Source organism: Streptococcus oralis (assembly GCF_964238205.1).
GTDB lineage: Bacteria > Bacillota > Bacilli > Lactobacillales > Streptococcaceae > Streptococcus > Streptococcus oralis_CZ.
On the sequence record NZ_CAXSLF010000004.1, the window covers coordinates 58605 to 85396 of the forward strand.

Here is a 26792-nt window from a genome sequence, read left to right on the forward strand (position 1 = left end):
CCTTGAGTCTCCATTAAAGATTTGTAATTTTCTCTGTAACCAATATACAATCACCTGCACTACAGGTGATTTTTTGTGATTCCGAAATAAGATGAAAACTTGGAAAAAATTATCACCGCATATCACAAATAAGAGGCTAGGACTTTTGTCCTAGCCTCTCAATTATCTTTGGATTGTCGAGCAAGACGCAGTGGTTGAGTGGGCTCTACTACGCTGATTTCATCAGCTTTTACAGCCCTACTCAACTGTGCGGAGGTGGGACGACAAAATCGAATTCTAACGAATTACCGATTTCTGTCCCACTCTCTTATCATGATTTGTCTCATAAAGATGCACGAAGTTTACGCTTCTGTTCCTGCTTCAGGCATAATAACCCATAGAATGATATAAGCAAGCACTCCTGAACCACCTAACAAAGTGAAGAGGATCCAAAGTGCACGAACCAGAGTAGGGTCAATATCAAAATAGTCAGCAAGACCTGCACAAACACCAGCAATTTTTTTATCTTGAACATTACGAACTAAACGTTTTTCCATAAGAATCTCCTTATACTAATTTTTCTTTGAATTTATTTTATCATCAAACCAAATCTTTTTCAATAGTCTTTCTACTTTTTATCAGAAGATGCTAGTTTTAGCAAACCATATACTCTCATTGTTTCAGTTCTTTATACTCTTCGAAAATCAAATTCAAACCACGTCAGCTTCGCCTTGTCGTATATATGGTTACTGACTTCGTCAGTTTCATCTACAACCTCAAAGCAGTGCTTTGAGCAACCTGCGGCTCGCTTCCTAGTTTGCTCTTTGATTTTCATTGAGTATTAGTCCAAGATAACAGAAAAAGTGGGGATGCCTCCACCACTTTTACTTTTTAATCTTCAATTTCGATTTCAAGATCATCGCCAAGGTCAAGAGTCACTTCTTGATTAGCTACTTCTGATTCCACAGGTGTAACTTTTTCATCGGCCACTGCATCATCTTCAATCAAGCCAAACTTGACACGAACTTGGTGGTCAATCTCGTCAAAGATTTCTGGGTGATCTGCCAAGTATTTCTTAGCATTTTCAGAACCTTGCCCGATTTTCTCATCCTTATAAGAGTACCATGCTCCTGCTTTCTTGATGATGTCAAGATCACTTGCAATCTTCAAAAGCTCACCAGTTCTTGAAATTCCTTCTCCATACATGATTTCAACAAAGGCTTCTTTGAATGGTGGAGCTACCTTGTTTTTAACAACCTTAATCTTGGTTTCCTTACCTACGCTCGTATCTTTTTGGTCACCAGTTCCCTTGATTTGTGTGCTTCCACGAACATCTAAACGGACAGAAGCGTAGAATTTAAGGGCACGTCCACCAGGAGTTGTCTCTGGATTACCAAACATAACTCCTACTTTTTCACGCAATTGGTTAATGAAGATAGCAATTGTCTTAGTCTTATTAATAGAAGCTCCGAGTTTACGCATAGCCTGGCTCATCATACGAGCTTGAAGACCAACGTGGCTATCTCCGATATCTCCATCGATTTCTGCACGAGGTACAAGGGCAGCAACTGAGTCGATAACAACAAGATCAACTGCACCTGAGTCAATCAATTTCCCAGCAATTTCAAGACCTTGCTCACCTGAATCTGGTTGTGACAAGAGCAATTCATCGATATTAACACCAAGCGCTGCTGCATAGGCTGGATCAAGAGCGTGCTCCGCATCGATAAAGGCAGCAATTCCGCCTTCTTTTTGGGCTTGTGCTACAGCGTGAAGGGCAACCGTTGTCTTACCTGATGATTCTGGCCCGTAGATTTCGATGATACGTCCCTTTGGATAACCACCTGATCCGAGTGCGATATCAAGGGCCAAAGAACCTGAGCTCATCACTTGGACCTTTTGCTCTGCACGTTCACCCAAGCGCATGATTGATCCCTTACCGAAATCTTTTTCAATCAATTTAAGGGCATCGTTTAGGGCTTTTTCACGATCAGCACCAAATTTTTTGCCAATTTCGTCTAATTTTTTTGTTGGTTTTTTCGCCATTTTATTCTCCTGTATTCTAATAGTCCTTAGACCTTCTTCTATTATAACAAATCTCCAGCACTTAATAAAGCTTTGCGAACTAGGTTAAAAGCATGTAAGACTGCAATTTCTCGCACATCTGCACGACTTCTACCTGCGATATTGGCCTGGATAACTTCTGTCCCCGAAGCTTGCGCCAAAGCGATAAAGACTGTACCTGCTGGATGACCTTCTAGGCTATCTGGTCCAGCCACTCCTGTCAAACTAATGCCAAAATCTGACTGAGTCTTGATTCGCGCCTGTTCAGCCATTTTTTCAGCAGTAAAGGCTGAGACGACTCCGTGTTTTTCCAATTCCGCTTGTGGAATATTAAGCATCTTAGCTTTTTCCTCAAGACTATAGGTCACAAAGCCACCTTTAAAGATAGAAGATACACCTGAAAAATCTGCCAAAGTAGCTTGAAAAAGACCTGCAGTCAAGCTTTCTGCTGCAGTGATAGTTTTCTTTTGCTTTTTCAACTCTTCTACTACCAGGCTAGCCAAGCTGGTTTCTTCCCCATAGCCATAGCAAATTTCTCGAAGTAAAACACCTTCAAAGGTTTCTCTTTCAAGGATTTTTTGTTCTAAAGCATCTAGAACACGATCCGCTTCTTCTTGACTCTTAGCCTTGGTCGATAAGCGAAGCGTCACTTCCCCAGTTTTAGCATAAGGCGCCAAGGTTGGATCCGTCTGCTGGTCAATCAAATCTGATAATATGGTCACTAGCTGGCTCTCACCAATCCCAAAGAAACGAAGCACACGTGAATAGAGCTTAGATCCCGTTGTCAATCTTGGAAGCAACTCATTTAAGACCATAGGTTTCAATTCACTTGGAGGTCCTGGTAAAACGACGTAGGTTACCCCAGCCACCTCGATCATGCCACCGACTGCCAGCCCTGTTTCGTTTGGTAATGGAGTTGAACCTTGAACGATTTGAGCCTGGCGTTCATTATTTGGAGTTCTAGCATAATCTGGTCGATGAGCAAAAAAGTCATCTAGCTTAGCCTGAGCCTGAGGATCAAAAGTCAAGTCACGTCCCAAAAATTGGGCCAAAGTTTGCTTGGTCAAATCATCTTCCGTTGGCCCCAAGCCACCTGTTAAAATAACTAGACTACTGCGATTCTGAGCAATTTCTAACAAGGATAAGAGACGAGCCTCGTTATCTCCTACAGCTGTCTGAAAATAGACATCTACACCGATTTCAGCCAACTTTTCAGACAAGAATTGCGCATTGGTATTGACAATTTGACCTGTCAAAATCTCTGTTCCAACAGCTATAATTTCTGCTTTCATTTTTTCCTCCTACTTACCTATTCGGATTTCTTTGAAAAAATCGCAGGATAATTCCTACGATTTGACCAATAGTTTCCTATTATTCTAACTCTTCTACTGCAACACTAGTAGATTGAGGCAACTGCCCCTGACCATAAAGATTCTCATACAAGACTACGTTGGTCTCCAAATTCGTAACTTCTGGTTGCCCGAGCGAACGGCGTAAAAGATTTTGCATCTCTAACATATGCTCAGATGTCACGATTTGGTAAGATGTCCCTTGAAGCATTGCATCTTCTCCACGCAATTGTTGAGACTCAATATTCTTAAATGAATCTTGATAACCCATCAACTGAGGAATCGTTGTTGTTGTAATTTCGATATTTGTCTGCATATTGTCACTAAGAGCCTTCAGAATCTCTTGATAGTGACTCACACTGTTCAGACTAAGAATCTTCTCAACAACTTTTTGAATCACTTCACGCTGACGTTTTTGACGACCATAGTCTCCTTCTGGATCCTGATAACGCATACGTGAATAAACAAGGGCTTCTTCACCATTTAGCTTCTGTTCACCAACACCGATAGAAATTGTATTAAATGGTTCCTGATCTTGGATAGAGATTGGGAAACCTAGAGTGTTGTTCACTGTAATTCCACCTACTGCATCAACCATTCTTTGAAGTCCATGCATGTTGACCATCACATAACGGTCAATGTGGATATTCATCATTTTTTGAATCGTTGAAATAGACAACTCTGCTCCACCATTGGCATAGGCGGCATTGAGTTTTGCCTCCGTTACACTACCATCTGGCTGCTGGATTTGTGTGAGAATATCGCGCTCCAAACTCATCATGACTGTCTTCTTGGTTTTAGGATTCACCGTCACCAAGATCATTGAATCACTATTACCAGCCCATGGATCTGTACGTTCAACATTCCCTGTGTCCACTCCCATAAGCAAAATCGTCAGAGGTTCGGTCGCTTCAATGACCTTGGTTTCTTCTCCGATTTTTTTATAGGTTTTGGCCAAAGTCTGCGTACTCTGTTGGTAAATCGTATAGGCATAAGCTCCCACACCAAGTACTGTCACAAGAACAAAGCCTAAAAACATTCCGATTATCTTTTTTGCCATACTTTTATTCATCTATCAGTTGACCCATTAGGTAAACATCTAGAAATTCTCCTCCTTCTATACAAGCACCACGTTCCTGTAATCCTTCTATGTTAAAGCCCATTTTTTCATACAGATGTACCGCAGCAAGATTTCTTTTTTGAACTGTCAATTGTAAACGTCGAATACTACCACTTGATTTGGCCCATTCAATAGTTTCTTCCATCAAGATACTACCGAGACCATTTCCCCAGTAAGCTTTTTTTATTCCTAAAAAGACATCTCCAATATGACGGACTCGCGGACGTTGATCAGCTGTTGTATTGATGATTCCTACTAACTCGTCATTCAAAAAAGCGAGTAGGGTAATTTGATTATCCGACTGGGCCTGCTTATCCAAAAAATGTTGCATTTCAGACTCACTCATTGCAATCCCATTTTCATCCAGACTGGTAAAACTAGTCTCTTGACCAATTTGATCTAAGAGAGCAATGACCGCTGAAGCATCCTGGGCTTCCGCTTCACGGATTAAAAGATCATACTCCATCCGTCAATCCTTTCAAAAGTTCTGTCGCTCTTTGGCCATGAGCATGAAAGACGATTTCTCGGCCCTCATCTTTTTTAAGGATTTCTAACTCCAGATAATCTGATGGAAGATTTTCCCCCAATAGATGTCCCCACTCAATAACCGTTACACCTGAACCAAAAAGAAATTCATCCAAGTCGATAGAATCTGCATCCCCTTCGATGCGATAAACATCTAAGTGATACAAGGGGAGACGTCCTTCATATTCTCTAACAATGGTATAAGTAGGACTCTTAATCATTTGATGAATGCCTAATCCCTTAGCCAGACCCTTTGTTAGCGTTGTTTTCCCAGCACCTAATTCACCAGTCAAAATCAACACATCATTTTTTTCTAACAAGTGCCCTAGCTTTTCCCCAAGTGCAATCAACTCATCTTCATTTTTTGTGTACATGTAATTATTATACCAAAAAGTTTTATTTTGTGATATTTCCATCAACAAAAAAAGAGGAGACTCCCCTCTTTTTTTAGTTTTTTTCATTAGTTAAGAGCCATACTGATGTAGTTCAAGATAAACAAGGCATCCAAAATCCAAATCATGACATGCACATCTTTCACTTGACCTTTGACAACCTTCGTCAAAGTATAAGTTAAGAAACCAACAGCAATCCCTTGTGTGATTGAGTAGCTGAATCCCATAAAGATAGATGTGAAGAAAGCTGGAACAGCTTCAGCCATATCATCCCAAGGGATATTTTTCAAGTTAGAAAGCATCATAATTCCGACGATGATCAAAATTGGTGCAGTTGCAGCTGTTGGAACAATTGCTAGAAGTGGGCTAAAGAAGCTTGATAGGGCAAAACAGATGGCAACAACCAAAGCTGTCAAACCAGTACGTCCACCAGCACCGATACCCGCTGCAGACTCAACATAAGTTGTAACGTTTGAAGTACCTGCAATAGCACCTACTGAAGTTGCCACCAAGTCAGAGTAAAGAGCCTTATCCAATTTAGCTGACTCATGGTTTTCACCACTTGTTGCAATGATACCAACTTTTTCACCAGTACCGATAAGAGTACCGATAGTATCAAAAATATCTGTCAATGAGAAAGCAAGAATGGCCATCAAGGTTTCTGGCAAACGAGAAGTGTTTGAAATCAGAGATCCCAATCCTTCTGAACCAAGAGCAGCACCAAACAAAGTTCCTAGGTCGTTAACTGCTGATGAAAGATTATTGCTTGCAAAGTCAATGCTAGACAAATTAACAAGACCAACAGCAATCGCAAGAACTGTCGTTGTCAAAATAGAAAGGATGATACCACCTTTGATCCCCTTAACAACGAAGAAGATAGTAATGGCAATACCTGCAAGAGCTACCAAGACAGCTGGAGTGTTGAAGTCTACCAATCCTGGAACAGCTGCTGAGTTTGCAGTAAGTGCTGCTTGAGCCTTATCTGCTCCTTCACCTGCTACTGTATAAGTACCTGGGTCAATCGAGAATTTCAAGAGACCAGCATTTTTAATCCCAACATAAGCAAGGAAAACCCCAATACCTGCTGAAATCGCTGAACGAAGAGTTGTAGGAATAGATTCGATGATCATTTTACGAACATTGGTCAATGTAATAATCAATGAAATAATCCCACAGATGAAGACCATTCCAAGGGCTTCTTGCCATTTATAACCCATCCCAAATACGACGGTAAATGTGAAGAAGGCATTTAGTCCCATACCTGGAGCTTGCGCATATGGCAAGTTAGCATAGAAGGCCATCATCAAAGTTCCCACAACAGAACCGATAATTGTCGCCAAGAATACACCCTGAACAGGCATTCCTGTTTGTGAAAGCATTTGAGGGTTTACAAAGAGAATATAACTCATTGCAAAGAAAGTTGTTAAACCAGCAAGAACCTCTGTACGGACATCTGTCCCGTGCTCTTTTAGTTTAAATAGTTTGTCCATTTTTAATCTCCTTTGTCATTTTACGAACAATACTACCATTATATCACCAATCATTCATCTTTTCAAGATGTTTTTTCTAATTTTAAAAATTCTTATGAGATATTATTGTCTCTATTTTCGCTTATTATCAGCTTTTCTAGTCACTTTCTGATATAATAGAAAACATCTTATCTGAAACTAGATTCGGGAGGATTTTATGACTAAAAAAATGATTGCCGTCGATTTGGACGGAACCTTGCTCAACTCTGAAAGCAAACTTTCTGATTTTACTATTGAAACGATTAAGAAAATCTCTAAAAAAGGCCACCAAGTTGTTATCGCAACTGGTCGCCCTTACCGTATGGCCAAAGATTTTTATGACCAACTTGAACTTGAAACCCCTATGATCAACTTCAACGGCTCACTAACTCACCTACCAGGTAAGACTTGGAAACATGAAAAGTGTCTGACTGTGGACAAAAAATACCTCTTGGATATCGTGAAACGAAAAGAGGATATTGAGGCAGACTTTATCGCAGGTGAATACCGTAAAAAGTTTTACATTACAACCCCAAACAAAGAAATTGCCGACCCTAAATTATTTGGTGTTGAAAACTTTCGCCCAGAAAATCAATTCCAGTCTGATTTAGTGACCAAGGGGCCTAACTGTATTCTATTACAAACTAGGGCAGACGATAAATATGCACTAGCAGAAGAGATGAACAGCTTCTACAAGCACCAACTCAATATTAATACTTGGGGTGGCCCCTTAAATATCCTTGAATGCACTCCCAAAGGAGTTCACAAGGCCTTTGCCCTTGAATATCTTCTCAATGTCATGAACATAGACAAACAGAATTTAATTGCCTTTGGTGACGAACATAATGACCAAGAGATGCTTTCTTTTGCAGGTAAAGGCTATGCCATGAAAAATGCAAATCCTGCTCTGTTACCTTTCGCAGACGAGCAATTACCATTGACCAACGAAGAAGATGGCGTCGCTCACTTTTTACAAGAACGATTTCTTTAATTTCACTCATTCTATACTTTTGTGGTAGACATTAGCTACCTTGAAAGTATGGAATTTTTTTGAGCTCAAAGTCAATGAAAAAGGATTTGCACCTGTTTTAGCCAGATCCAAATCCTTACAGAATATCTATTTTTTTAAGACAATACGATCAGAAACGCCGCGGCCCATGTCATCGATAATAATCTGGTTCTCTTCTGCCACATAAATCTTGACATCATCACCGATGATGACTTTCTGATTTTCTGGTTCGAAGGTCACCTTCTTAACCTCTTGATCTCCGTCCGCTTCAACTTCTGTCCACGTTCCGGTATTTCCAGTAACTACAAGAGTAATGCTATCACCCTCGTCTTGGCCCTTGTAGGTCCCATCTATATTAGTAGTTGTGTCAGTCTTTGCACTAGTAGTAGAACTAGAAGCACTGGTTTCTGATACTTGACTAGTGCTCGCTTCAGAGCTAGTGCTTGCTTGGGATGAAGGTGTCGACTCAGTTGTTGACGAGCAAGCAACTAAAAGACTAAGACTGGCCACAGTAGCAAGAGAAAGTGTAAATTTTTTTAGTGACATAAGGTCTCCTTCCTTTCAGGAGCTAAAGGCAGAAAAACTGCAGAATTATTCTACTTATACTATATCAAATAAAGGAAACAAGGTCAATCAAGCAACTATGTTTTTATAAGGTAGGCACGAACTTCAGATATAAAATAGAGGGAACCTGTAACAAACAGTAAGTCTTTCTCACCTGCAGACTTTTCAAAATCATCTATAAAGTCTCGATAGGAAGCAACTCTATGATAGCCGCTCAAATCCTGCTCCTCCAAAGATCCCTGATAGTCAAAACTCGTCACATAGAGAGCTGTATCAGGTAAATGATCTGTCAGATAACCAAGCATGCCACTGTAATCTTTACGCTTTAAAGCACCAAAAAGGATTTGAGGTTGATAACCTTGCTGAATTTTTTCCTGGATAAATTCAACCAATCGTTCTAAAGCCGGTAGATTATGGGCACCATCTAAATAAATGTGCTCCGTCACAGCTTCTAGACGCCCAGCCCAGCTGGTTGTTTTCAGAGCACGCCGGATAGCTTCCTCATTGACTTTTTCACCTCTCGCTGTCATAAACAACAGAAATACCTGCAAAGCCAAAGCAGCATTCTCCTCTTGATAAGTTCCTTCCAAACCTAGTTTTAGTCGGGACAAGTTCGCAATAGAAGAAGAAAAAACTCCTGATTTGAAAGAAAAATCTCGGTCAGCTTGGTAGAGAGTAACATCTAAATCTTCTGATATCTTTTGACAAACGAGCTGGGCTTCAGGAGCTAAGTTTGCAATCACTGCTGTTCTTCCTGGCTTAAAAATTCCTGCTTTCTGTTCAGCGATTTCTTCCAGACTATTGCCCAAGGTCTCCTGGTGATCTAGGCCGATTGATGTAATAACTGCGATTTCTCCAGTCACCACATTGGTCGTGTCAAGCAAGCCACCAATTCCAACTTCTAATAGAACTAGATCCACCTCTTGTTCTTTAAAATAAAGCAAAGCAATCACAGTTAACAATTCAAAAAAAGATAGCTGATCGTGGGTTTCTAGAAGTCTTTGCTCCATTTCCTTAACTTGATTTGCTAAACGGATAAAGTCTGCGTCCGATATGGGTTGACCATTGATGCAAATCCGATCATGGATGCTAACAATGTGGGGCGAAGTAAAGGTCCCCACCTTCTTGCCGTGCGAAACAAAGAGCTCTCTCATAAAGGCGATGGTTGAACCCTTTCCATTTGTCCCTGTCACATGGATAATAGGATAGGCTTGCTCAGGGTTCCCCAGCAAGTCTACCGCTCTCTGCATCCGCCCCAAACCTGATCTGAAATTCAAACCGATTCGACTATGAAGCCATTTTTCTACTTCAAACACGCTTAATCTCCTTAATCCTTAATAAAAAAGCGAAGATTCTCTTCGCTTTTTACTTCATTAGCTAGTATTTAATTCTAGTATGGGAGAAAAATGTCCCTCGGACGTTCCTGCTTTTTCTTATTTCTAGAAGCAGGAGTAAAAACATCCCCGGACTTACCAGTTCTCTCTTATTTCAAGGAACTGGGCTGATACAGTCTCCCAGACTTACTTACGGTCTTTACTTTTAGCGTAAGGCTAAAAACGTTCCCCGAACGTTCCAACTCTTTCCAGTTTCTAGGAGTTGGGCTAAAAACGTTCCCCGGAATTACCAGTTCTCTCTTATTTTAAGGAACTGGGCTAAAAACATCCACTGGATGTTTTTACTCCTCCATAAAGCTGTTGAAGACTTCTTCAATCATGTTCCATTCATCTTCTGAATCTTCAGGGATTGGTTGCAATTCGCCTTCTGTTCCATCTTCATTTTCGATGAATGAATAAGCTTGGATTTCAACTTCGCCGTTTTCATCTTCTTCTGCATTAACTGGCACAAGAAGAACATAGTTTTTACCAAATTCTTCTTTTCCGTCAATAGTCAAAAGGATTTCAAATAAAGTTTCGTTTCCTTGCTCATCTACAAGTGTAATAAGTTCACGTTCTTCGTGATCGTGGTTGTGATCGTGTGACATAGTTTCTCCTCTGTCTTAAAATTTTCTATCTAAATAATTTTGCAAAATCAATTGAGCGGCTAATTTATCAATAACTTTTTTACGCTTATTACGACTAATATCCGCTTGCTCAATCAACATACGCTCTGCAGCGACCGTAGTTAGGCGTTCATCTTGATACTCTACTGGTAGACCAAAGAGTTCTTCTAGTTTAGCCCCATAGGCTTGACTGGCTTCCACGCGTGGTCCGCTGGTATTGTTCATATTTTTAGGCAAACCAACAACAAAACGGTCTACCTTATAGGTTTCAACGAGTTCCTTGAGGCGTTCAAAACCAAACTGACCTTGATCTTCATTGATTTGGATGATTTCAAGCCCTTGTGCCGTAAAACCTAACGGATCGCTAATCGCTACTCCTACCGTTTTGGAACCAACGTCCAATCCCATAATTCTCATAGATTATAGATCGACTCCTTGTCCTTTAAGGTAGTAGCGAACCAGTTCTTCAACGATTTCATCTCGCTCATACTTACGGATTTGATTTCGTGCATTGTTATAACGAGGAACGTAAGCTGGGTCTCCACTGAGAACATAGCCCACGATCTGGTTAATAGGGTTATAGCCCTTTTCATTCAAAGAAGCATAGACATCTGTCAATGTTTCACTGATTTCTTTTTTATTGGAATCGTCCAATTTAAAACGTACGGTTTCTTCAGTAAATCCCATTCTAACACCCTCTTTCCTTAGAATAGTACTATTATAGCACATTCGCGGTCGTTCTACAAATCACACAGTCTGATTCTGCTGATTTTCTCTGACTTTTTACTGGACTGTTGCCCCATTTGCAACACGATTAGCAATATAGTCCTCTGGTTCGTTTTTCAATAGATTTTCCAGTCCAACATTCTTCAAGTATTCGTTTTCACTCGCTTTTTTGAGATCCAGTGTTTGGAAATCATAGCTAGTCTTGGTTTCCATTTCTTTCTCATTTAAAAGAGTCGTTTCAATGGTAAAGCCTGAAATTTTTCGAGCCGCTTGAACAGACTCATCCTTGTCCTCAGCTTCTTTAAGAGCTTTTTTAGCTTCATCTAATCCTCGCTCAGAAATATAATTTTTTAAATCTTCTGATACAGGACGTTTCTGCTGAATGGTCAAGCTTAAAAATTGATTGCCTTTGTAAGTAATGATTTGAGTTTGCTGTGCTCCACTCTCATCAGCTGGCAAAACCAAGGTCTTGGTAACAACTGTATTCTTGGTTGCATTTTCTAATACGGGCAAGGTAGACTGTAGAGCTTCCTGAGAACTCTCAGTAGTTGAAGCGGCTGTTTCTTTTTTCTGACCACATCCAACGAGCAAAAATAGTGCTGCGAATGTTCCAATGACTAACTTTTTCATAAATCCTCACATGTTATCAAATTTGTACTCAATGAAAATCAAAGAGCAAACTAGGAAGCTAGCCGCAGGCTGTACTTGAGTACGGCAAGGTGAAGCTGACGTGGTTTGAATTTGATTTTCGAAGAGTATTAAATATTAGAGAAGGCCAGGAGTCACTCCCAGCCTTGATGTTTTATAGAGCCGCACGTAAACGCGCTTCTGCATTTTCCACATTACGGACAGAGCGTGGCAAAAAGGCACGGATATCGTCTTCTTTATAGCCTACTTGTAGGCGTTTCTCATCTACAAGAATCGGACTTTTCAAGATACGTGGTGTTTCCATAATCAGGTTGAGCACTTCATTCACACTCAAATCTTCGATATCAACACCAAGGGCCTTTGCATAACGATTTTTCGATGATACGATACTTGCAATTCCATTGTCTGTTTTTGTCAAAATATCAAGTAGTTCTTCTCTCGAAATTCCTTCCTTACCGAGGTTTTGTTCTTTATAACTTAACTGGTGGGCATTGAGCCAGGTCTTCGCTTTTTTACAGCTAGTACAACTTGAGACTGTATAAATTTTGATCATGTACCTACCCCTTTCGCTACATGTTACTATCAGTTTAGACTATTATACCATAAAAAACATCGGACTTGCGACCTATTTTTAAAAAATTTTAACTTTTTTGGCAATTTTTGAACTTTTTTCTTGACAAAATACGAACTATAACCATTCTTTATATTTCTTAATGTAAAATTTCTTAATAACTGTGACGCTAAACATATACAAGAAAATAATACAGATTAAGAATAGGAAATAAGGAAGTCCTAATGGAGCTAAACGAAGAATATTTACTAGCGGTCCATAGGGTAGACTAGTTACGAAAAAGGCTGCAATCAGAGTCATCAAAATCACAAGCCAAGCTGGTCTGCTTTGTACAAAAGGAACTTTTGCTGTACGAAGCATATGGATGACCATGGTTTGAGACCACATAGATTCGATGAACCATCCTGTTTGGAACAAGATAATAAACTGAAGGGCAGATTCAGATCCATGGACATAATGATGACCTGTCACCAAAGGAACAATGATAAAGTAGAGGAAGATAAAGGTCAAAATATCAAAGACAGATGAGATTGGTCCCATCCAAACCATAAATCGCGTAATGGATTTTGCTTCCCATGTATGGGGTTGTTTAAGGAAGTCTTGATCCACATTATCAAATGGCAATGCCACACAAGACAAATCATAGACTAGGTTTAGGACAATGAGATGAACAGGAGCCATTGGTAAAAATGGTAAGAAAATACTCGCAACAAGGAGTGAGAAGATATTCCCAAAGTTTGAGCTAACGGTCATCTTGATGTACTTGGTCATGTTGGCGTAGACCTTACGGCCCTCAACGATACCAGTTTCAAGGACCATGAGATCCTTGTCTAGCAAAATAACATCCGCTGTTTCCTTAGCGATATCGACTGCTGTATCTACAGAAATACCGACATCTGCCACCTTCATGGATGGAGCGTCATTAATACCGTCCCCCATATAACCAACACCGTGACCATTTTTCTTTAACTGTAGAATAATCCGCGCTTTTTGATCCGGAGACAATTTAGCAAATACTGTTACACTTTCAACCGCTTCTGCCAATTCTTGATCTGTCATTTGGTCAATGTCAGCCCCTAAGATCATATGCTCAACGTCCAAACCAACCTTTTCACAAATGGCTTGGGTTACTTTTTCGTTATCCCCAGTTAAAATTTTTGTTTTGACACCATGCTCAAGTAGAGCTTGAATAGCTGGTGCTGCAGATGGTTTTGGCGGATCCAAAAAGGCAAGGTAACCTGTAAGGATCATGTCACTTTCATCAGTCACAGCATAGGCATAATCTTCACGTAGACCTGACTTGTAACCAACACCTAAAACACGCAAACCTTGACGGTTTAATTGGCCAACTTCTGCTAATACTTCTTGGCGAATGTCTTCGGTTAGGGGAATGATTTCTCCGCGATATTCCACATAAGTCGAAATGGTCAACATTTCTTCCAAAGCACCTTTGGTAACCATGCTAACGACATTGCTGTCGTCTTTGACAATGACACTCATGCGTCTGCGTTCAAAGTCAAAAGGCAGTTCATCGATTTTTTGGAAGCTAGTATCCAAATCTTGTAGAATAGCGTGTTCTTTAGCTTCTTTTTCAGTTCTACTGATAATGGCACGGTCCATCAAGTTTTTCAAACCGGTTTGGAAATGTGAATTTAGATAAGCTCTTCTTAAGACAGCCATATCCAAATCGCCATGGATATCCAAAGGGTATTCCAAGACAATCTCATCTTGCGTTAGAGTTCCAGTTTTATCCGTACATAGGATATCGATGGCTCCTAAGTCCTGGATAGCATTGAGTTTTTTGATAACCACCTTTTCCTTGGCCATGATAATGGAACCTTTGGCCAAGCTAGCTGTAATAATCATCGGAAGCATTTCTGGTGTAAGTCCAACACCGACACTCAAGGCAAAGACTCCAGCCTCTAGCCAGTCTCCATCGGTCAAACCATTTGCGAAAAACACGATCGGAACCATGACAAGCATCAAGCGGATCAAGAGCCAAGAAATGCTGTTCATTTCACGTTCAAAAGAAGTTGGTTCATCGTAGGTGTTGAGAGTCTGCTCAATAGCTCCCATCATGGTGTCATCACCAACAGCGAGAACCATAGCTGTAGCACTTCCTGAGATAACGTTTGTCCCCATGAATGCCAAGGATTCTGCTTCTAAAAGACTCTCTACATTTTGACTAGTAGCTTTATTTAAAGCAAGCTTTTCGACTGCATCGCTTTCTCCAGTCAAACCTGACTGTTGAACGAAAAAGTCGCGGGATTCAAACAAGATAACATCTGCAGGAATCATATCTCCCGCACTCAATTTCACGAGATCTCCTACAACCAACTCATCGATGGGTAACTCTTGTTCAAGACCATCACGAATAACAGTTGCAGTGTTGACAATCATTTTTGAAAGATTGGTTGTTGCCTTGTCGCTCCGCAATTCTTGGACAAAACGGATACCTCCTGAAATCAAAACCAAGACAACGATAATGATAGAAGTCGTTGGATCCTCTTGACCAGGTTTGGCAAGCCAGACGTTTGTAACGAGAGAGATAAAGGCAATCACAAGCAAAATGATTGTGAAAGGATTGATAATGGACTCATAAATCTTTTTAAAGATGGAATCCTCTTGACCTTTTGTGATGGTGTTTTCACCATATAGGTCACGGTTTTCTTCGACTTGTTCTGAATCTAAGCCTTTTAGACTTGTATGATAAAAAGCTAGACTCTCTTTTAATGGTGTTTGAATAGCTGCTGCTAATCTTTCTTTTGTAGTTTTCATTGGTTTCTCCTATCTGTATGAATGGTGATTTCATACACAGGGACCAATCACTTTATAAGGACAGAACGACACAAATCAGCGATTGGCTGTGTATGTGCGGTTCTGGATGATCGTCAATTTGCATCGTTTGTCTCCTTTCTTTGTTCTAAAACAGCAGAAAATCCTGCCATAAAATGGCAGGACTAAAAAACTGATTATCTGTTTTCGTTCAAGCTTTAACTCCATAGGGCGATGTAATGAGCTTAGTCTTGACCTTTGCGACCAGGACTGTTGACCAACGAGTAGTGTCTCCACTGCTTTGCGGTAGTCATCCGTATCCCTATGGTAGCCTCACCTACCGTTTTCGCCTTTCAGTATAAACCTTTAACTAGTAAAAGTCAACGATTTATCTCATTTTTCTTAGATTACGATTAATTCTTTTGGAGCAAGGGTTAATAACTCACAACCGGTATCTGTAATCAGGATATCATCTTCGATACGAACTCCGTATTTACCTTCAATATAAATACCCGGTTCATCAGTCAAGACCATACCAGTTTTGATAACTTCTTTGGAAGTTTGGCTAAAGTAAGGTTCTTCGTGGATATCAAGTCCGATACCGTGCCCGATACCGTGTGTAAAGTATTCTCCATAGCCTGCTTCAACAATAATATCACGAGGGATTTTATCAAAATCACGGAAACCTAAGCCATCCTTAGCTTGGTCTATCAGAGCTTGGTTGGCCTTCAAAACGGTGTTGTAAATTTCTGCTTGTTCATCACTGACATGACCTAGGTAAATAGTACGAGTCATATCACTGACATAGTGATCATAAAGACAACCGAAGTCCATGGTAATAGCTTCGCCTAGTTCTACTGGCTTGTGCATTGGGTGGGCATGAGGTTTAGAAGAGTTGATTCCACTCGCTAGAATCGTATCAAAAGACAAACCAGCAGCGCCTAATTCACGCATACGGAAGTCCAGGAAGTTGGCAATTTCAATTTCTGTCTTACCTGGCTTGATAAAGTCAAGAGCATCGTGGAAAGCTTGGTCTGAGATGGAACAAGCCTTACGAATAGTCGCAATCTCTGTCTCGTCCTTAATCATACGAAGGGCTTCAACAAACTGAGTCTGTGGAACTAGTTCTAAACCTTCAAAGGCTGTTTGCATACGGTGGTAATAAGAAACTGAAATCTCATCTTCAAACCCGATACGAGAAAGTCCCATGTCTTTTGCAATCTTTGCGATAGTAGCTAACTCATCACGCTCTGCAAAAATCTCAAAACCAGTAACTTCTTGCTTGGCAGCGATAATATAGCGGGCATCTGTCACTAAGACCTGACGGTCACGACTGATAAAGACTGTCCCATTTGAACCCCAAAATCCTGTCAAATAGTAGACATTTTTAAGGTTATTGATAATGATTCCATCTAGTTCTTTTTCTTGCATTTTATCTAAAAATGCTTGCACACGTTTATTCATGATGTAACTTTCCTTTCAAATACTGTCCTGTATAGCTAGCTTCATTAGCAGCTACTTCCTCTGGTGTCCCTGTTGCGATAATAGTTCCGCCTCCAACACCACCTTCTGGTCCTAAGTCGATAATATAGTCTGCTGTTTTGATAACATCCAGATTGTGCTCAATGACGAGAACTGTATTTCCATCATCGACAAAGCGGGACAAAACGGTGAGCAGACGAGCGATGTCCTCAGTATGCAACCCAGTCGTTGGCTCATCTAGAATGTAGAAGGATTTACCGGTCGAGCGCTTGTGGAGTTCACTAGCCAACTTCATACGCTGCGCTTCTCCACCAGAAAGTGTCGTAGCTGGTTGTCCTAAGGTCACATAACCTAGACCAACATCTTTGATAGTCTGGAGTTTGCGTTGAATTTTCGGAATGTGTTGGAAAAATTCTACTGCGTCATTGACCGTCATATCCAAAACTTGCGAGATATTCTTTTCCTTGTAGTGAACTTCCAGGGTTTCGCTATTGTAGCGAGTCCCATGACAAACTTCACAAGCTACGTATACATCTGGTAAGAAGTGCATTTCAATCTTGATAATCCCGTCACCCGAGCAGGCCTCACAGCGCCCACCCTTGACATTAAAACTGAAACGCCCCTTCTTATAGCCACGAATCTTGGCTTCATTTGTCTGAGCAAAGAGGTCTCGAATGTCATCAAAGACACCTGTATAGGTCGCAGGGTTGGACCTCGGTGTTCGTCCGATTGGACTTTGGTCAATATCTATCAGACGATCGATATGCTCGATTCCTGTAATCGTCTTAAACTTACCAGGTTTGTCTGAATTGCGATTGAGCTTTTGTGCAATAGCCTTTTTGAGGATGCTGTTAATCAAGGTAGACTTCCCTGAACCAGAGACACCTGTCACTGCAATGAATTTCCCGAGTGGGAAGCGAGCGGTGATATTTTGCAAGTTGTTCTCACGCGCACCTGTCACTTCGATAAAGCGACCATTGCCTACACGGCGTTCTGACGGCACTGGAATCGCGCGTTTTCCTGATAGATACTGTCCTGTGATGGACTTGCTGTTGCGAGCTACCTGCTTAGGCGTTCCTGCAGCAACAATTTCTCCACCAAAGACACCTGCTCCAGGGCCAACGTCAATCAGATAATCGGCTTCTCGCATGGTATCTTCATCGTGTTCTACCACGATCAAGGTGTTCCCCAAGTCACGCATCTTTTTCAGACTGGCAATTAGGCGGTCATTGTCCCTTTGGTGAAGACCGATGGACGGCTCATCTAGGATATAGAGAACTCCTGAGAGATTAGAACCAATCTGGGTCGCTAAGCGAATACGTTGGCTCTCCCCGCCTGATAAAGTTCCCGCTGAACGAGAAAGCGTTAGATAGTTAAGCCCGACATTATTGAGGAAGGTCAAGCGATCCTTGATTTCCTTGAGGATTGGACGAGCGATAATAGCTTCATTTTCAGATAGGGTTAGCTGTTCAATAACTTCCAAATGATCTGCGATGGAGAGGTCTGAAATTTCTCCGATATGAGGACCTTTCTCTCCTCCTACACGAACAGATAAGGCTTGGTCATTGAGACGATAACCGTGACAGGTCTCACAAGTTAGCTCGTTCATATAAAGACGCATCTGAGTACGAGTGTAGTCGCTATTGGTTTCATGATAGCGACGCTTGATATTACCAAGCACTCCTTCAAATGGAATATCGATATCACGAACTCCACCGAATTCATTTTCATAGTGGAAATGGAATTCTTTCCCATCTGAACCATAGAAAATGAGATGTTTATCCGCCTCAGACAAGTCCTCAAAAGGCCTATCCATATCCACTCCAAAAGCTGTCATAGCTTGTTCCAGCATGTTTGGATAATAGTTAGAAGAGATAGGGTTCCAAGGCGCCAAAGCGCCCTCGCGAAGAGTCTTGCTAGCATCTGGCACTACCAAGTCCGTATCAACCTCTAGCTTGATTCCCAAACCATCACACTCACTACAGGAGCCAAAGGGTGCATTGAAGGAGAAGAGACGGGGTTCTAGCTCTGGAACTGTAAAACCACAGACTGGACAAGCATAGTGTTCTGAGAAGAGCAACTCTGAATCATCCATAGTATCAATAACGACATAACCTTCAGCGATACGGAGAGCTGCTTCAATCGAATCAAAGAGACGACTACGGATACCATCCTTGATGATGATACGGTCTACCACCACGTCAATGTTGTGTTGTTTATTCTTTTCAAGTTCAGGAACTTCGGTCACATCGTAGACAACCCCATCGACACGGACACGGACGTAACCGTCCTTTTGAATCTTTTCGATCAGCGTCTTGTGTTGCCCTTTTTTCTTACGAACAACAGGAGCCAAAATCTGCAGACGCTGGCGTTCTGGCAATTCCAAAACCTTATCCACAATCTGCTCTACAGACGAAGCCTTGATAGCTCCGTGCCCATTGATACAGTAGGGTGTCCCTACACGTGCATAGAGAAGACGTAGATAATCGTTGATTTCCGTCGTTGTTCCAACCGTCGAACGAGGATTTTTGCTGGTCGTTTTCTGGTCAATGGAAATGGCAGGGCTGAGACCATCGATAGAATCCACATCTGGCTTTTCCATATTGCCCAAGAACTGACGAGCATAGGCTGACAGACTTTCAACGTAGCGACGTTGCCCTTCTGCATAAAGGGTATCAAAGGCTAAACTAGACTTTCCTGATCCAGATAGTCCCGTCACCACAACTAGCTTGTCACGCGGAATTTCCACATCTATATTTTTTAAATTATGGGCGCGTGCCCCATGGATGACAATCTTATCTTGCATATTACTTCTTTCTAGTTCATTGTTGCTTTCCATTATACCAAAAAAAGTGAAATTCTATTACCAAAAAAGCCGATTTTGTAGTATAATAGTACGGTGTCAAAAATCACTGAAACACGGATTAGATTAGGAAAGGATCGGAGATATGAAACAAGTCTTTCTCTCAACAACAACTGAATTTAAAGAGATCGATACGCTCCAGCCGGGCACTTGGATCAATCTCGTCAATCCTACTCAAAGCGAATCGATGGAAATCGCCTCAGCCTTTGATATTGATATCGCCGATCTCCGTGCACCGCTCGATGCGGAAGAGATGTCACGTATCACCATCGAAGATGAGTACACCTTGATCATCGTGGACGTTCCCATTACTGAGGAAAGAAACAACCAGACCTACTACGTGACCATTCCCTTGGGGATTATCCTCACAGAAGAGGCTATTATTACCACTTGCTTGGAGCCTCTACCACTTCTTGATGTCTTTATCAATCGTAGACTTCGGAATTTCTATACCTTCATGCGTTCGCGCTTCATCTTCCAAATCCTATACCGCAATGCGGAGATTTACCTAACTGCCCTCCGTTCGATTGAACGTAAGAGTGAGCAGATTGAGAGTCAACTTCACAAATCTACTCGAAACGAAGAATTGATTGAACTCATGGAGTTGGAAAAGACTATCGTCTACTTCAAAGCTTCGCTTAAGACAAATGAGCGCGTGATTAAAAAATTGACCAGCGCAACTAGCAATATCAAGAAATATCTCGAAGACGAAGACTTACTGGAAGATACCTTGATTGAAACGCAACAGGCCATCGAGATGGCGGACATCTATGGAAACGTCCTTCACTCTATGACAGAGACCTTTGCTTCTATCATTTCGAACAACCAGAACAATATCATGAAAACCTTGGCCCTCGTGACCATCGTTATGTCCATCCCGACCATGATTTTCTCAGCCTACGGAATGAACTTTAAGGATAATGAAATTCCTTTAAACGGAGAACCGCATGCTTTCTGGCTCATCGTCTTTATCGCCTTTGCTATGAGTGTCTCTCTCACTCTTTACCTCATCCATAAAAAATGGTTCTAAACAGGAGTTATTATGTCACAGATTGATTTAAAAGAATTAACCAAGAAAAACCAAGAATTTATCCACATTGCAACCCAGCAGTTTCTTAAAGATGGAAAAACCGACGCTGAAATCAAGGCCATCCTTGAAGAGGCCATTCCTCATATCCTAGAAGAACAACCAAAAGGTGTGACCGCTCGCTCTATCTACGGAGCACCAACTCACTGGGCTCACAGCTTTAGCGAAAAAGAGCAATACGAAAAAGAACATCCAAAAGAAAACGACGATCCAAAACTGATGATGTTGGATTCAGCCCTTTTCATTACAGGACTGTTTGCAGTAGTTAGTGCCTTGATGAGCTTCTTCTCAAACCAACCAGTGGCTTACGGATTGGTAACACTTATCAGTGTAGGGGCCTTTGGTGGGGTTGCCTTCTACCTGCTCTATCACTTCATCTACCGCTACTACGGACCAGATACTGACCGTAGTCAACGCCCTCCATTCTGGAAATCGCTTTTGGTTATGTTAGCGACTATGTTTGCTTGGGTTCTCATCCTCTTCTTGAGTAACTTCATTCCACAAGCCATCAACATTAGTCTCCCTCCACTTGTTTTGTTGGTGATCGGTGGAGCTCTCCTTGCCCTACGTTTCTACCTCAAGAAACGCTTCAACATCAAGAGCGCAAGTGCAGGACCAGCTAGATATTAAGATAAACAATAAAAGTAGTGTGTTTTGTAGACAGACTACTTTTATTCTGGCTCCAAACCATTTTTCGATCCTCCAAAGAAGAGTAGCTACATTTTCTAAAAACGTTCTAATGTAAAGGCTTTCCTTAGAATCCCAAGGTTTTATCCTTGAATCCAAGTTGTTTTTCTGTTATACTAATAAAGTAATAAGGAGAAATATATATGACTAAACAGAGAATTAATCAAATTGTTGGTTCAATTGGTGCCTTTATCGGAATTATTGTATTTATAGCCTACATCCCTCAAATTTTTGCCAATTTACAAGGAAACAAAGCTCAACCATTTCAACCTTTATCAGCAGCAGTCTCTTGCTTAATCTGGGTCATTTATGGATGGACAAAAGAGCCTAAGAAAGACTGGATTCTAATCATTCCAAACTCAGCCGGGGTTATCCTTGGCGGACTGACTTTCCTTACTGCTCTATAAGAATACAACTACTATAAAAAGCAACCACATCGAGCGGTTGCTTTTTTACTATTTTCTCGATCTAAAAGTCTTCTTCTGACTCTAATTCTTGTTGTTTCCCCTCATCTTTTGTGATACAATAGCATCAATTTATTTTTAGGAGGATAATATATGACTTCTACTATTGGTATTATAAGTTTATCTAGTGGGACTATGGGTGAAGACTTTGTCAAGCACGAAGTGGACTTGGGTATTCAACGTCTCAAGGACCTCGGACTCAATCCTATCTTTTTACCTCATTCGCTAAAAGGCTTAGACTTTATCAAGAACCATCCTGAAGCACGTGCAGAGGATTTAATTCAGGCCTTTTCTGATGATAGCATCGACATGATACTATGTGCCATCGGTGGAGACGATACCTATCGTTTATTACCCTATCTTTTTGAAAATGACCAACTAGAAACAGTTATCAAACAAAAGATTTTTCTTGGCTTCTCGGATACGACCATGAACCACCTCATGTTGCATAAACTAGGCATCAAGACTTTTTACGGCCAATCATTTCTAGCAGACATTTGTGAGTTAGACAAAGAAATGTTGCCATATAGCCTCCACTACTTCAAAGAATTGATTGAGACGGGAAGAATCTCGGAAATCCGCCCTAGTGACGTTTGGTATGAGGAAAGAACTGACTTCAGTCCCAAGGCTCTGGGGACACCTCGTGTCAGTCATGCAAACACTGGTTTTGACTTGTTGCAAGGAAATGCCCAATTCGAAGGGGAAATCCTCGGCGGTTGCCTCGAATCCCTCTACGATATCTTTGACAACTCTCTACACGCAGATAGCACAGACCTCTGCCAAAAATACAAACTTTTTCCTGACTTATCCGACTGGGAAGGAAAGATTCTATTGCTAGAAACAAGTGAAGAAAAGCCTGAACCTGATGATTTCAAAAAAATGTTGCAGGCTTTAAAGAACACTGGGATATTTGAAGTTATCAGTGGACTCTTGGTCGGAAAACCTATGGATGAAACCTTCTATGACGACTATAAGGAGGCTTTAATGGACACCATTGATAGCAATATCCCGATTGTCTATAATCTAAACGTTGGCCATGCTACACCAAGAGCAATTGTTCCCTTTGGAGTCCACGCGTATGTAGACGCAACGGAGCAAGTCATTCGCTTTGACTATAACAAAGAAAGCTGAGATGAATTTCTCAGCTTTTTCTCATTATCATTACTGGCATTTTCATCACATACTACTGATAGCTAAAATGATCAAGGAAAGGCTGTTGCTTAACATATGAACCAGTAAGGGATAGTAGATATTCTCCTTTTCTTTCACATAAATAATTGAAAAGGCCAGGCCACCACCTAGATAACCGACTGAACCGACCCACTCTGACAAAGACAAACTGTGCATATGAGTAAGCGCAAAGGCAAGACCAACCAAAAAGACACTCAGCCAAGTTGGCAGACTTTTCCTCAAATATCTCAATAAAATTTGACGGAAAAAGAGCTCTTCCACTAAAGGTCCAATGATGCAGGCGAAAACCGCTATCAGTAGTGGTTGCTCTTTAAAGGCAGTTTGTATATTAGCCTCGTTTAGTCCCTGTCCGCTTAATCCCAACACCTGTTTCACTATTTCCGATAGGAGCCCAAAGAGAATGGTTAAAAGGAAAAGCAAGACCCAGCCTTTTAAAACCCCAAAGATAAATTTCCTTTTAGAACTTCTAACCTCTTCCCACTTTTGGAGCAATAGTGACTTAAATAAGAAGCAACCATACACAAACATGATGGTATAGACTAAATAAGTCCCTGCAGAAGAAGGCAATGGAGCATCAAATACTCGTATACCATCAAACACAAAGAGAACTATATAGAGAATCGCAAAAATCAGAATTCCCTTATTTTTGTTAGACATCATTTAAGACCCTTCCATTCACAATCATTCTCGTGGTCATCAACTAATCCTGCAGCTTGTAGAAAGGATAAAACAGCGACTGGTCCTGTGAACTTGAAGCCTCGTTTTTTGAGACCCTTGGATATTTTTTCAGACAAAGGCGTTTTGGCTGGTGCTTGACTGTAGTCCGGAATATCATTGACCATGGTTTTCCCATCCACAAAAGACCAGAGATAAGCATCAAAAGAGCCATACTCTTTCTGAACTTGTAGAAAGGCCTGGGCATTAGCTCGCGTCGCAAAAATCTTGGCACGATTGCGGATAATTGCTGGATTATTCATCAAAGCTTCCAGTTCTTCATCCGTCATGTCTGCAACAGCTTGAATTTGGTAACCATGAAAAACTTGACGGAAGGCCTGGCGTTTATTGAGCACCGTTTCCCAAGATAGACCGGCCTGATAGGTCTCCATACACAACAACTCAAAAAGGGCCTGATCATCATGGAGGGGCTGACCCCATTCTTCATCATGGTAAGCTACATATAGCGGGTTGTTCATTTTGACCCAGCCACAGCGTTTTGGCATAGAAATCTCCTATTTCACCAACATCTTAAGGGCAGATTTGATGTAGTTTTCAGCTGTATCAGTCGTTCCTTCAAAGAATTTCTTGATTTTCTTAAGCTCAGCCGCCTTGTAGCCCAAGGCCAACATGGCTTCCATAGCTTCCTCCAATTCTTGATTGTCACTGCTAGATGGAACAGCAGTCTTAGCAGGGAGGTCGTCACTGGCCACAACCACCTTACCTTCTAGATCCAAGACCATCTGTTGGGCTGTTTTCTTACCGATTTTAGGGAATTTAGTCAAGTAGGTGATATTCTTTGTCTCGATAGCTTGAACGAGCCCTGCATTGTCATCAGCTGCGATAATAGCAAGAGCTGATACAGGACCAATGCCTGACACCGAGATCAAGCTGAGAAAGAGTTTTTTCTCGTCTTCTGAACGAAAGCCGTAAAGCAGGTGAGCATCTTCGCGAACAACTTGATGGACATAGATTTGCGCTTCTTGATTGACTTGTCCTGAGTAAGCATAGGGGTTAGCCACGTGCAAAATGTAGCCGATCCCGTTAGCTTCTAGAACAATGTATTTAGCAGTAATTTTGGTAATAATACCCTTTAGATATTCGTACATAATTTTCCTTTAAATTTAGTATTTCCCTAGTTCGCGTAGGCTTGTATGATTTTCTTGAATGCGACGGAACATCTTTTCCATATCTGACTTGGTAAAATGCACCAAAACAGGACGTCCGTGCGGACAGTTATATGGGTTGTCACATTGAGAGAGCTGATAGAGGAGCTGTCTAGCCGAGTGGTCATCAATACGATGGTTGGCCTTGATGGACCGCTTGCAGGACATCATAATCGCTAGTTCAGCTCGGTATTTCTTGATAGAAACTTCCTTGGTCAAGAGGAGCATGTCGCACATTTCATAGATCCCAGACTCGATTTCCTCCTCTGCCATCCAAATGGGATGTTCGCGCAGGATGAATTGATTCTCCCCGTACTCTGCTAGAAAGACGCCAACTTCCTCTAAGAGAGACATTCTTTCCTTGAGACGAAGGGCATCATCCGCAGGAAATTCAAAGATATAGGGCACTAGGAGTTGCTGCTGGCTCTGGTCAACATTGCCAATACTTTCGCGATACTCCTCATACTTAACCCGCTCCTGAGCTGCGTGTTGGTCTATGATGTAAAGCCCATCTCTACCTTGGGCAAAGAGGTAGGTCCCGTGCATCTGACCAAAAAATTCCAACTCTGGGAAGTTTGAAGATTCTTCCCGCTCCAACTTATCATAAGCCTTATCCAAACTAGCTAGATCTAACTCTGGATGGTCCAGTTGGTCATAGCTAGCAGGCTTTCTCTCTGCAAAATGCAGTTTAGCAGGCTTGGTCAGCTGGTCCAAGGTTTCCTTAGCAAACAGATTCAAATCCTGTTTCTCTTCAGTAAGGATCACCTGATGGTCTGCCACCTCAGCTTGTGTCGGTCTTGTCGGTTCATTTTTTTCATAATAGAGCGTATTTTCTCTCAGTGGCAAAGTTGTTTGCTCTACCTTTTCACGATTGCGAACAGTAGATTTTGCCAGATTTTCCAAGGCATCTGGAATCAAGGTCTGTTCCTTGAGACTCTTTGCAATAGCTTCTGAAACCAGCGCCATTAATTCTCTTTCCTTGGAAATCCGCACCTCTTGCTTGGTCGGGTGCACATTGACATCCGCTAGATAAGGGTCAATATGAATGTGAATGACAGCTAGTGGAAAACGCCCCACCATGAGCTTGCTACCGTAACCATCTAAAATGGCACGATTGAGTAGGAAGTTTTTGATATAACGGCCATTGATAAAAAGACTGATATAGTTGCGATTAGCCCGCGTTAATTCCGGCAAGGACACAAAACCTGAAATTTCAAAGTCTAGGTCAGAATTCTCAATCTCAACCATCTTTTTGGCACTAGCTAAACCATAAATCCCAGCAATGGCTTGGCGCAGTTGACCCGTACCAGCTGTTCGTGTCATTTCCTTGCCATCACTAATCAGGCTAAAAGAAATCTCAGGATGGGCTAGCCCCAGACGGTTGACAATATCAATGATGTGAGACAACTCTGCCTGCTGACTCTTCATATACTTGAGACGGGCCGGTGTGTTGAAAAAGAGATCCTCCACACAAACCTTGGTCCCAACAGGACTGGTCGCTGGAATGATTTCCTCAACTTCTCCCCCACGAGCCACTAGCTTGGTCCCGTGACTGGCACCGTCCACCGCTGTCAACAAAGTCAAAACACTGACAGATGCGATAGAAGGCAGGGCTTCACCACGAAAGCCGAGGGTCCGAATCCGAAAAAGATCCGCTTGATTCTTAATCTTACTAGTGGCATGACGACGGAGGGCCAACTCTACTTCATCGTGGGCAATCCCGTGACCATTATCGGTGATTTGGATCTTCTTAAGTCCAGCTTCTTCAATCTCAACGATAATCTGGCTTGAGCCAGCATCAATAGCATTTTCAACTAATTCTTTGACAACGCTAGCAGGACGCTCGATAACTTCTCCTGCTGCAATCTGGTTGGCCAATACTTCTGGCAATTCAATAATATGAGACATT

The 26792-nt window shown here is 41.5% G+C and carries 26 protein-coding genes and 1 riboswitch; of the genes, 5 read left to right on the plus strand and 21 right to left on the minus strand.

The genetic code is table 11. The features are described 5' to 3' along the window. Window positions 1-341: 341 nt before the first annotated feature. The 7 genes from ACESOD_RS06615 to ACESOD_RS06645 form a co-directional block, all read right to left on the minus strand. A complete protein-coding gene (locus ACESOD_RS06615; protein ID WP_000415530.1) occupies window positions 342-536 on the minus strand; it encodes a PspC domain-containing protein in 195 nt (64 codons plus the stop codon). Window positions 537-870: 334 nt separating this feature from the next. After that, window positions 871-2025 (minus strand): recombinase RecA, encoded by a 1155-nt coding sequence (gene recA / locus ACESOD_RS06620; protein ID WP_373094586.1) that lies wholly within the window; start codon window positions 2023-2025, stop codon window positions 871-873. A 41-nt stretch (window positions 2026-2066) separates the two neighbouring features. Beyond that, the gene (locus ACESOD_RS06625) at window positions 2067-3335 is read right to left on the minus strand and encodes a competence/damage-inducible protein A (protein ID WP_373094587.1); all 1269 of its coding nucleotides are present in this window, start codon (window positions 3333-3335) and stop codon (window positions 2067-2069) included. Window positions 3336-3414: 79 nt separating this feature from the next. Next, on the minus strand, window positions 3415-4452 hold the full coding sequence (lytR, locus tag ACESOD_RS06630) for a glycopolymer--peptidoglycan transferase LytR (RefSeq protein ID WP_025171292.1): 1038 nt from the start codon (window positions 4450-4452) through the stop codon (window positions 3415-3417). A gap of 4 nt (window positions 4453-4456) precedes the next feature. Beyond that, window positions 4457-4978, minus strand: a complete 522-nt coding sequence (locus tag ACESOD_RS06635) for a GNAT family N-acetyltransferase (protein WP_049526485.1) — start codon at window positions 4976-4978, stop codon at window positions 4457-4459. Continuing rightward, entirely contained in the window at window positions 4968-5411 is a 444-nt protein-coding gene (tsaE, locus tag ACESOD_RS06640) for a tRNA (adenosine(37)-N6)-threonylcarbamoyltransferase complex ATPase subunit type 1 TsaE (protein ID WP_049508963.1), read from the minus strand. The genes ACESOD_RS06635 and tsaE overlap by 11 nt, the downstream gene beginning before the upstream one ends. Before the next feature lie 86 nt (window positions 5412-5497). After that, window positions 5498-6919, minus strand: a complete 1422-nt coding sequence (locus tag ACESOD_RS06645) for an NCS2 family permease (protein WP_049508959.1) — start codon at window positions 6917-6919, stop codon at window positions 5498-5500. A gap of 196 nt (window positions 6920-7115) precedes the next feature. Here ACESOD_RS06645 and ACESOD_RS06650 point away from each other — a divergent pair, with 196 nt between their 5' ends. Continuing rightward, window positions 7116-7928 carry a Cof-type HAD-IIB family hydrolase gene (locus ACESOD_RS06650; RefSeq protein WP_373094588.1) on the plus strand — a complete coding sequence of 271 codons (813 nt, stop codon included), beginning with the start codon at window positions 7116-7118 and terminating at the stop codon, window positions 7926-7928. A 126-nt stretch (window positions 7929-8054) separates the two neighbouring features. On the opposite strand, the gene ACESOD_RS06655 is transcribed toward ACESOD_RS06650, so the two are convergent. The 10 genes from ACESOD_RS06655 to uvrA all read right to left on the minus strand — a co-directional run bounded on the left by ACESOD_RS06655 (window position 8055) and on the right by uvrA (window position 19517). Then, window positions 8055-8492 (minus strand): SP_0198 family lipoprotein, encoded by a 438-nt coding sequence (locus ACESOD_RS06655; RefSeq protein WP_373094589.1) that lies wholly within the window; start codon window positions 8490-8492, stop codon window positions 8055-8057. A 95-nt stretch (window positions 8493-8587) separates the two neighbouring features. Then, the gene (locus tag ACESOD_RS06660) at window positions 8588-9826 is read right to left on the minus strand and encodes a bifunctional folylpolyglutamate synthase/dihydrofolate synthase (protein ID WP_373094590.1); all 1239 of its coding nucleotides are present in this window, start codon (window positions 9824-9826) and stop codon (window positions 8588-8590) included. A 359-nt stretch (window positions 9827-10185) separates the two neighbouring features. After that, window positions 10186-10491: a DUF1292 domain-containing protein gene (locus ACESOD_RS06665; RefSeq protein WP_000017624.1), complete on the minus strand. Its 306-nt coding sequence runs from the start codon at window positions 10489-10491 to the stop codon at window positions 10186-10188. A gap of 15 nt (window positions 10492-10506) precedes the next feature. Then, on the minus strand, window positions 10507-10926 hold the full coding sequence (ruvX, locus tag ACESOD_RS06670; protein WP_049502846.1) for a Holliday junction resolvase RuvX: 420 nt from the start codon (window positions 10924-10926) through the stop codon (window positions 10507-10509). Window positions 10927-10929: 3 nt separating this feature from the next. Beyond that, a complete protein-coding gene (locus ACESOD_RS06675; protein WP_000507060.1) occupies window positions 10930-11196 on the minus strand; it encodes an IreB family regulatory phosphoprotein in 267 nt (88 codons plus the stop codon). A 96-nt stretch (window positions 11197-11292) separates the two neighbouring features. Beyond that, complete coding sequence (locus ACESOD_RS06680; RefSeq protein WP_000737513.1) at window positions 11293-11865, minus strand: SP0191 family lipoprotein; 573 nt, start codon at window positions 11863-11865, stop codon at window positions 11293-11295. Between the two features lie 172 nt (window positions 11866-12037). Then, window positions 12038-12436 (minus strand): transcriptional regulator Spx, encoded by a 399-nt coding sequence (spx, locus tag ACESOD_RS06685; RefSeq protein WP_000591164.1) that lies wholly within the window; start codon window positions 12434-12436, stop codon window positions 12038-12040. A 135-nt stretch (window positions 12437-12571) separates the two neighbouring features. Further along, window positions 12572-15232: a magnesium-translocating P-type ATPase gene (gene mgtA / locus ACESOD_RS06690; RefSeq protein ID WP_373094591.1), complete on the minus strand. Its 2661-nt coding sequence runs from the start codon at window positions 15230-15232 to the stop codon at window positions 12572-12574. Between the two features lie 192 nt (window positions 15233-15424). Continuing rightward, window positions 15425-15578: riboswitch (M-box (ykoK) riboswitch) on the minus strand. A gap of 53 nt (window positions 15579-15631) precedes the next feature. After that, a complete protein-coding gene (locus tag ACESOD_RS06695) occupies window positions 15632-16693 on the minus strand; it encodes a M24 family metallopeptidase (protein WP_373094592.1) in 1062 nt (353 codons plus the stop codon). Beyond that, the gene (gene uvrA, locus ACESOD_RS06700; protein ID WP_373094593.1) at window positions 16686-19517 is read right to left on the minus strand and encodes an excinuclease ABC subunit UvrA; all 2832 of its coding nucleotides are present in this window, start codon (window positions 19515-19517) and stop codon (window positions 16686-16688) included. Before uvrA ends, ACESOD_RS06695 begins: the two co-directional genes overlap by 8 nt. Before the next feature lie 142 nt (window positions 19518-19659). On the opposite strand from uvrA, the gene ACESOD_RS06705 reads away from it, so the two are divergent. The 4 genes from ACESOD_RS06705 to ACESOD_RS06720 all read left to right on the plus strand — a co-directional run bounded on the left by ACESOD_RS06705 (window position 19660) and on the right by ACESOD_RS06720 (window position 22943). After that, window positions 19660-20604 carry a magnesium transporter CorA family protein gene (locus ACESOD_RS06705; protein WP_070458240.1) on the plus strand — a complete coding sequence of 315 codons (945 nt, stop codon included), beginning with the start codon at window positions 19660-19662 and terminating at the stop codon, window positions 20602-20604. 12 nt (window positions 20605-20616) lie between these two features. Beyond that, a complete protein-coding gene (locus ACESOD_RS06710) occupies window positions 20617-21291 on the plus strand; it encodes a DUF1129 domain-containing protein (protein ID WP_373094594.1) in 675 nt (224 codons plus the stop codon). A 200-nt stretch (window positions 21292-21491) separates the two neighbouring features. Next, the gene (locus tag ACESOD_RS06715) at window positions 21492-21755 is read left to right on the plus strand and encodes a SemiSWEET family transporter (RefSeq protein WP_004250486.1); all 264 of its coding nucleotides are present in this window, start codon (window positions 21492-21494) and stop codon (window positions 21753-21755) included. Between the two features lie 150 nt (window positions 21756-21905). Beyond that, window positions 21906-22943: a S66 family peptidase gene (locus tag ACESOD_RS06720; protein ID WP_373094595.1), complete on the plus strand. Its 1038-nt coding sequence runs from the start codon at window positions 21906-21908 to the stop codon at window positions 22941-22943. Window positions 22944-22988: 45 nt separating this feature from the next. Here the strand turns inward: ACESOD_RS06720 and ACESOD_RS06725 are convergent, their stop codons facing one another. The 4 genes from ACESOD_RS06725 to mutL are packed head-to-tail and all read right to left on the minus strand — an operon-like array spanning window position 22989 to window position 26791. Continuing rightward, complete coding sequence (locus tag ACESOD_RS06725; protein ID WP_373094596.1) at window positions 22989-23663, minus strand: CPBP family intramembrane glutamic endopeptidase; 675 nt, start codon at window positions 23661-23663, stop codon at window positions 22989-22991. After that, a complete protein-coding gene (locus ACESOD_RS06730) occupies window positions 23660-24223 on the minus strand; it encodes a DNA-3-methyladenine glycosylase I (protein ID WP_075227899.1) in 564 nt (187 codons plus the stop codon). The genes ACESOD_RS06725 and ACESOD_RS06730 overlap by 4 nt, the downstream gene beginning before the upstream one ends. 9 nt (window positions 24224-24232) lie before the next feature. After that, a complete protein-coding gene (ruvA, locus tag ACESOD_RS06735) occupies window positions 24233-24826 on the minus strand; it encodes a Holliday junction branch migration protein RuvA (RefSeq protein WP_373094597.1) in 594 nt (197 codons plus the stop codon). Window positions 24827-24841: 15 nt separating this feature from the next. Further along, window positions 24842-26791, minus strand: coding sequence for a DNA mismatch repair endonuclease MutL (gene mutL / locus ACESOD_RS06740; RefSeq protein ID WP_373094598.1), 1950 nt, complete (start codon window positions 26789-26791; stop codon window positions 24842-24844). Between the last annotated feature and the right edge of the window lies 1 nt (window position 26792).

Excerpts from the sequence above, each read along its gene's own strand:
- ruvX (WP_049502846.1), bottom strand. The coding sequence starts at position 10,926 with ATGAGAATTATGGGATTGGACGTTGGTTCCAAAACGGTAGGAGTAGCG.
- ACESOD_RS06715 (WP_004250486.1), top strand. The coding sequence starts at position 21,492 with ATGACTAAACAGAGAATTAATCAAATTGTTGGTTCAATTGGTGCCTTT.
- ACESOD_RS06695 (WP_373094592.1), bottom strand. The coding sequence starts at position 16,693 with ATGAATAAACGTGTGCAAGCATTTTTAGATAAAATGCAAGAAAAAGAA.
- ACESOD_RS06680 (WP_000737513.1), bottom strand. The coding sequence starts at position 11,865 with ATGAAAAAGTTAGTCATTGGAACATTCGCAGCACTATTTTTGCTCGTT.
- uvrA (WP_373094593.1), bottom strand. The coding sequence starts at position 19,517 with ATGCAAGATAAGATTGTCATCCATGGGGCACGCGCCCATAATTTAAAA.
- ACESOD_RS06720 (WP_373094595.1), top strand. The coding sequence starts at position 21,906 with ATGACTTCTACTATTGGTATTATAAGTTTATCTAGTGGGACTATGGGT.
- ACESOD_RS06730 (WP_075227899.1), bottom strand. The coding sequence starts at position 24,223 with ATGCCAAAACGCTGTGGCTGGGTCAAAATGAACAACCCGCTATATGTA.
- ACESOD_RS06705 (WP_070458240.1), top strand. The coding sequence starts at position 19,660 with ATGAAACAAGTCTTTCTCTCAACAACAACTGAATTTAAAGAGATCGAT.
- ACESOD_RS06710 (WP_373094594.1), top strand. The coding sequence starts at position 20,617 with ATGTCACAGATTGATTTAAAAGAATTAACCAAGAAAAACCAAGAATTT.
- ACESOD_RS06635 (WP_049526485.1), bottom strand. The coding sequence starts at position 4,978 with ATGGAGTATGATCTTTTAATCCGTGAAGCGGAAGCCCAGGATGCTTCA.
- ACESOD_RS06625 (WP_373094587.1), bottom strand. The coding sequence starts at position 3,335 with ATGAAAGCAGAAATTATAGCTGTTGGAACAGAGATTTTGACAGGTCAA.
- mutL (WP_373094598.1), bottom strand. The coding sequence starts at position 26,791 with ATGTCTCATATTATTGAATTGCCAGAAGTATTGGCCAACCAGATTGCA.
- recA (WP_373094586.1), bottom strand. The coding sequence starts at position 2,025 with ATGGCGAAAAAACCAACAAAAAAATTAGACGAAATTGGCAAAAAATTT.
- ACESOD_RS06655 (WP_373094589.1), bottom strand. The coding sequence starts at position 8,492 with ATGTCACTAAAAAAATTTACACTTTCTCTTGCTACTGTGGCCAGTCTT.
- tsaE (WP_049508963.1), bottom strand. The coding sequence starts at position 5,411 with ATGTACACAAAAAATGAAGATGAGTTGATTGCACTTGGGGAAAAGCTA.
- lytR (WP_025171292.1), bottom strand. The coding sequence starts at position 4,452 with ATGGCAAAAAAGATAATCGGAATGTTTTTAGGCTTTGTTCTTGTGACA.
- ACESOD_RS06615 (WP_000415530.1), bottom strand. The coding sequence starts at position 536 with ATGGAAAAACGTTTAGTTCGTAATGTTCAAGATAAAAAAATTGCTGGT.
- mgtA (WP_373094591.1), bottom strand. The coding sequence starts at position 15,232 with ATGAAAACTACAAAAGAAAGATTAGCAGCAGCTATTCAAACACCATTA.
- ACESOD_RS06725 (WP_373094596.1), bottom strand. The coding sequence starts at position 23,663 with ATGATGTCTAACAAAAATAAGGGAATTCTGATTTTTGCGATTCTCTAT.
- ACESOD_RS06675 (WP_000507060.1), bottom strand. The coding sequence starts at position 11,196 with ATGGGATTTACTGAAGAAACCGTACGTTTTAAATTGGACGATTCCAAT.
- ACESOD_RS06665 (WP_000017624.1), bottom strand. The coding sequence starts at position 10,491 with ATGTCACACGATCACAACCACGATCACGAAGAACGTGAACTTATTACA.
- spx (WP_000591164.1), bottom strand. The coding sequence starts at position 12,436 with ATGATCAAAATTTATACAGTCTCAAGTTGTACTAGCTGTAAAAAAGCG.
- ruvA (WP_373094597.1), bottom strand. The coding sequence starts at position 24,826 with ATGTACGAATATCTAAAGGGTATTATTACCAAAATTACTGCTAAATAC.
- ACESOD_RS06650 (WP_373094588.1), top strand. The coding sequence starts at position 7,116 with ATGACTAAAAAAATGATTGCCGTCGATTTGGACGGAACCTTGCTCAAC.
- ACESOD_RS06645 (WP_049508959.1), bottom strand. The coding sequence starts at position 6,919 with ATGGACAAACTATTTAAACTAAAAGAGCACGGGACAGATGTCCGTACA.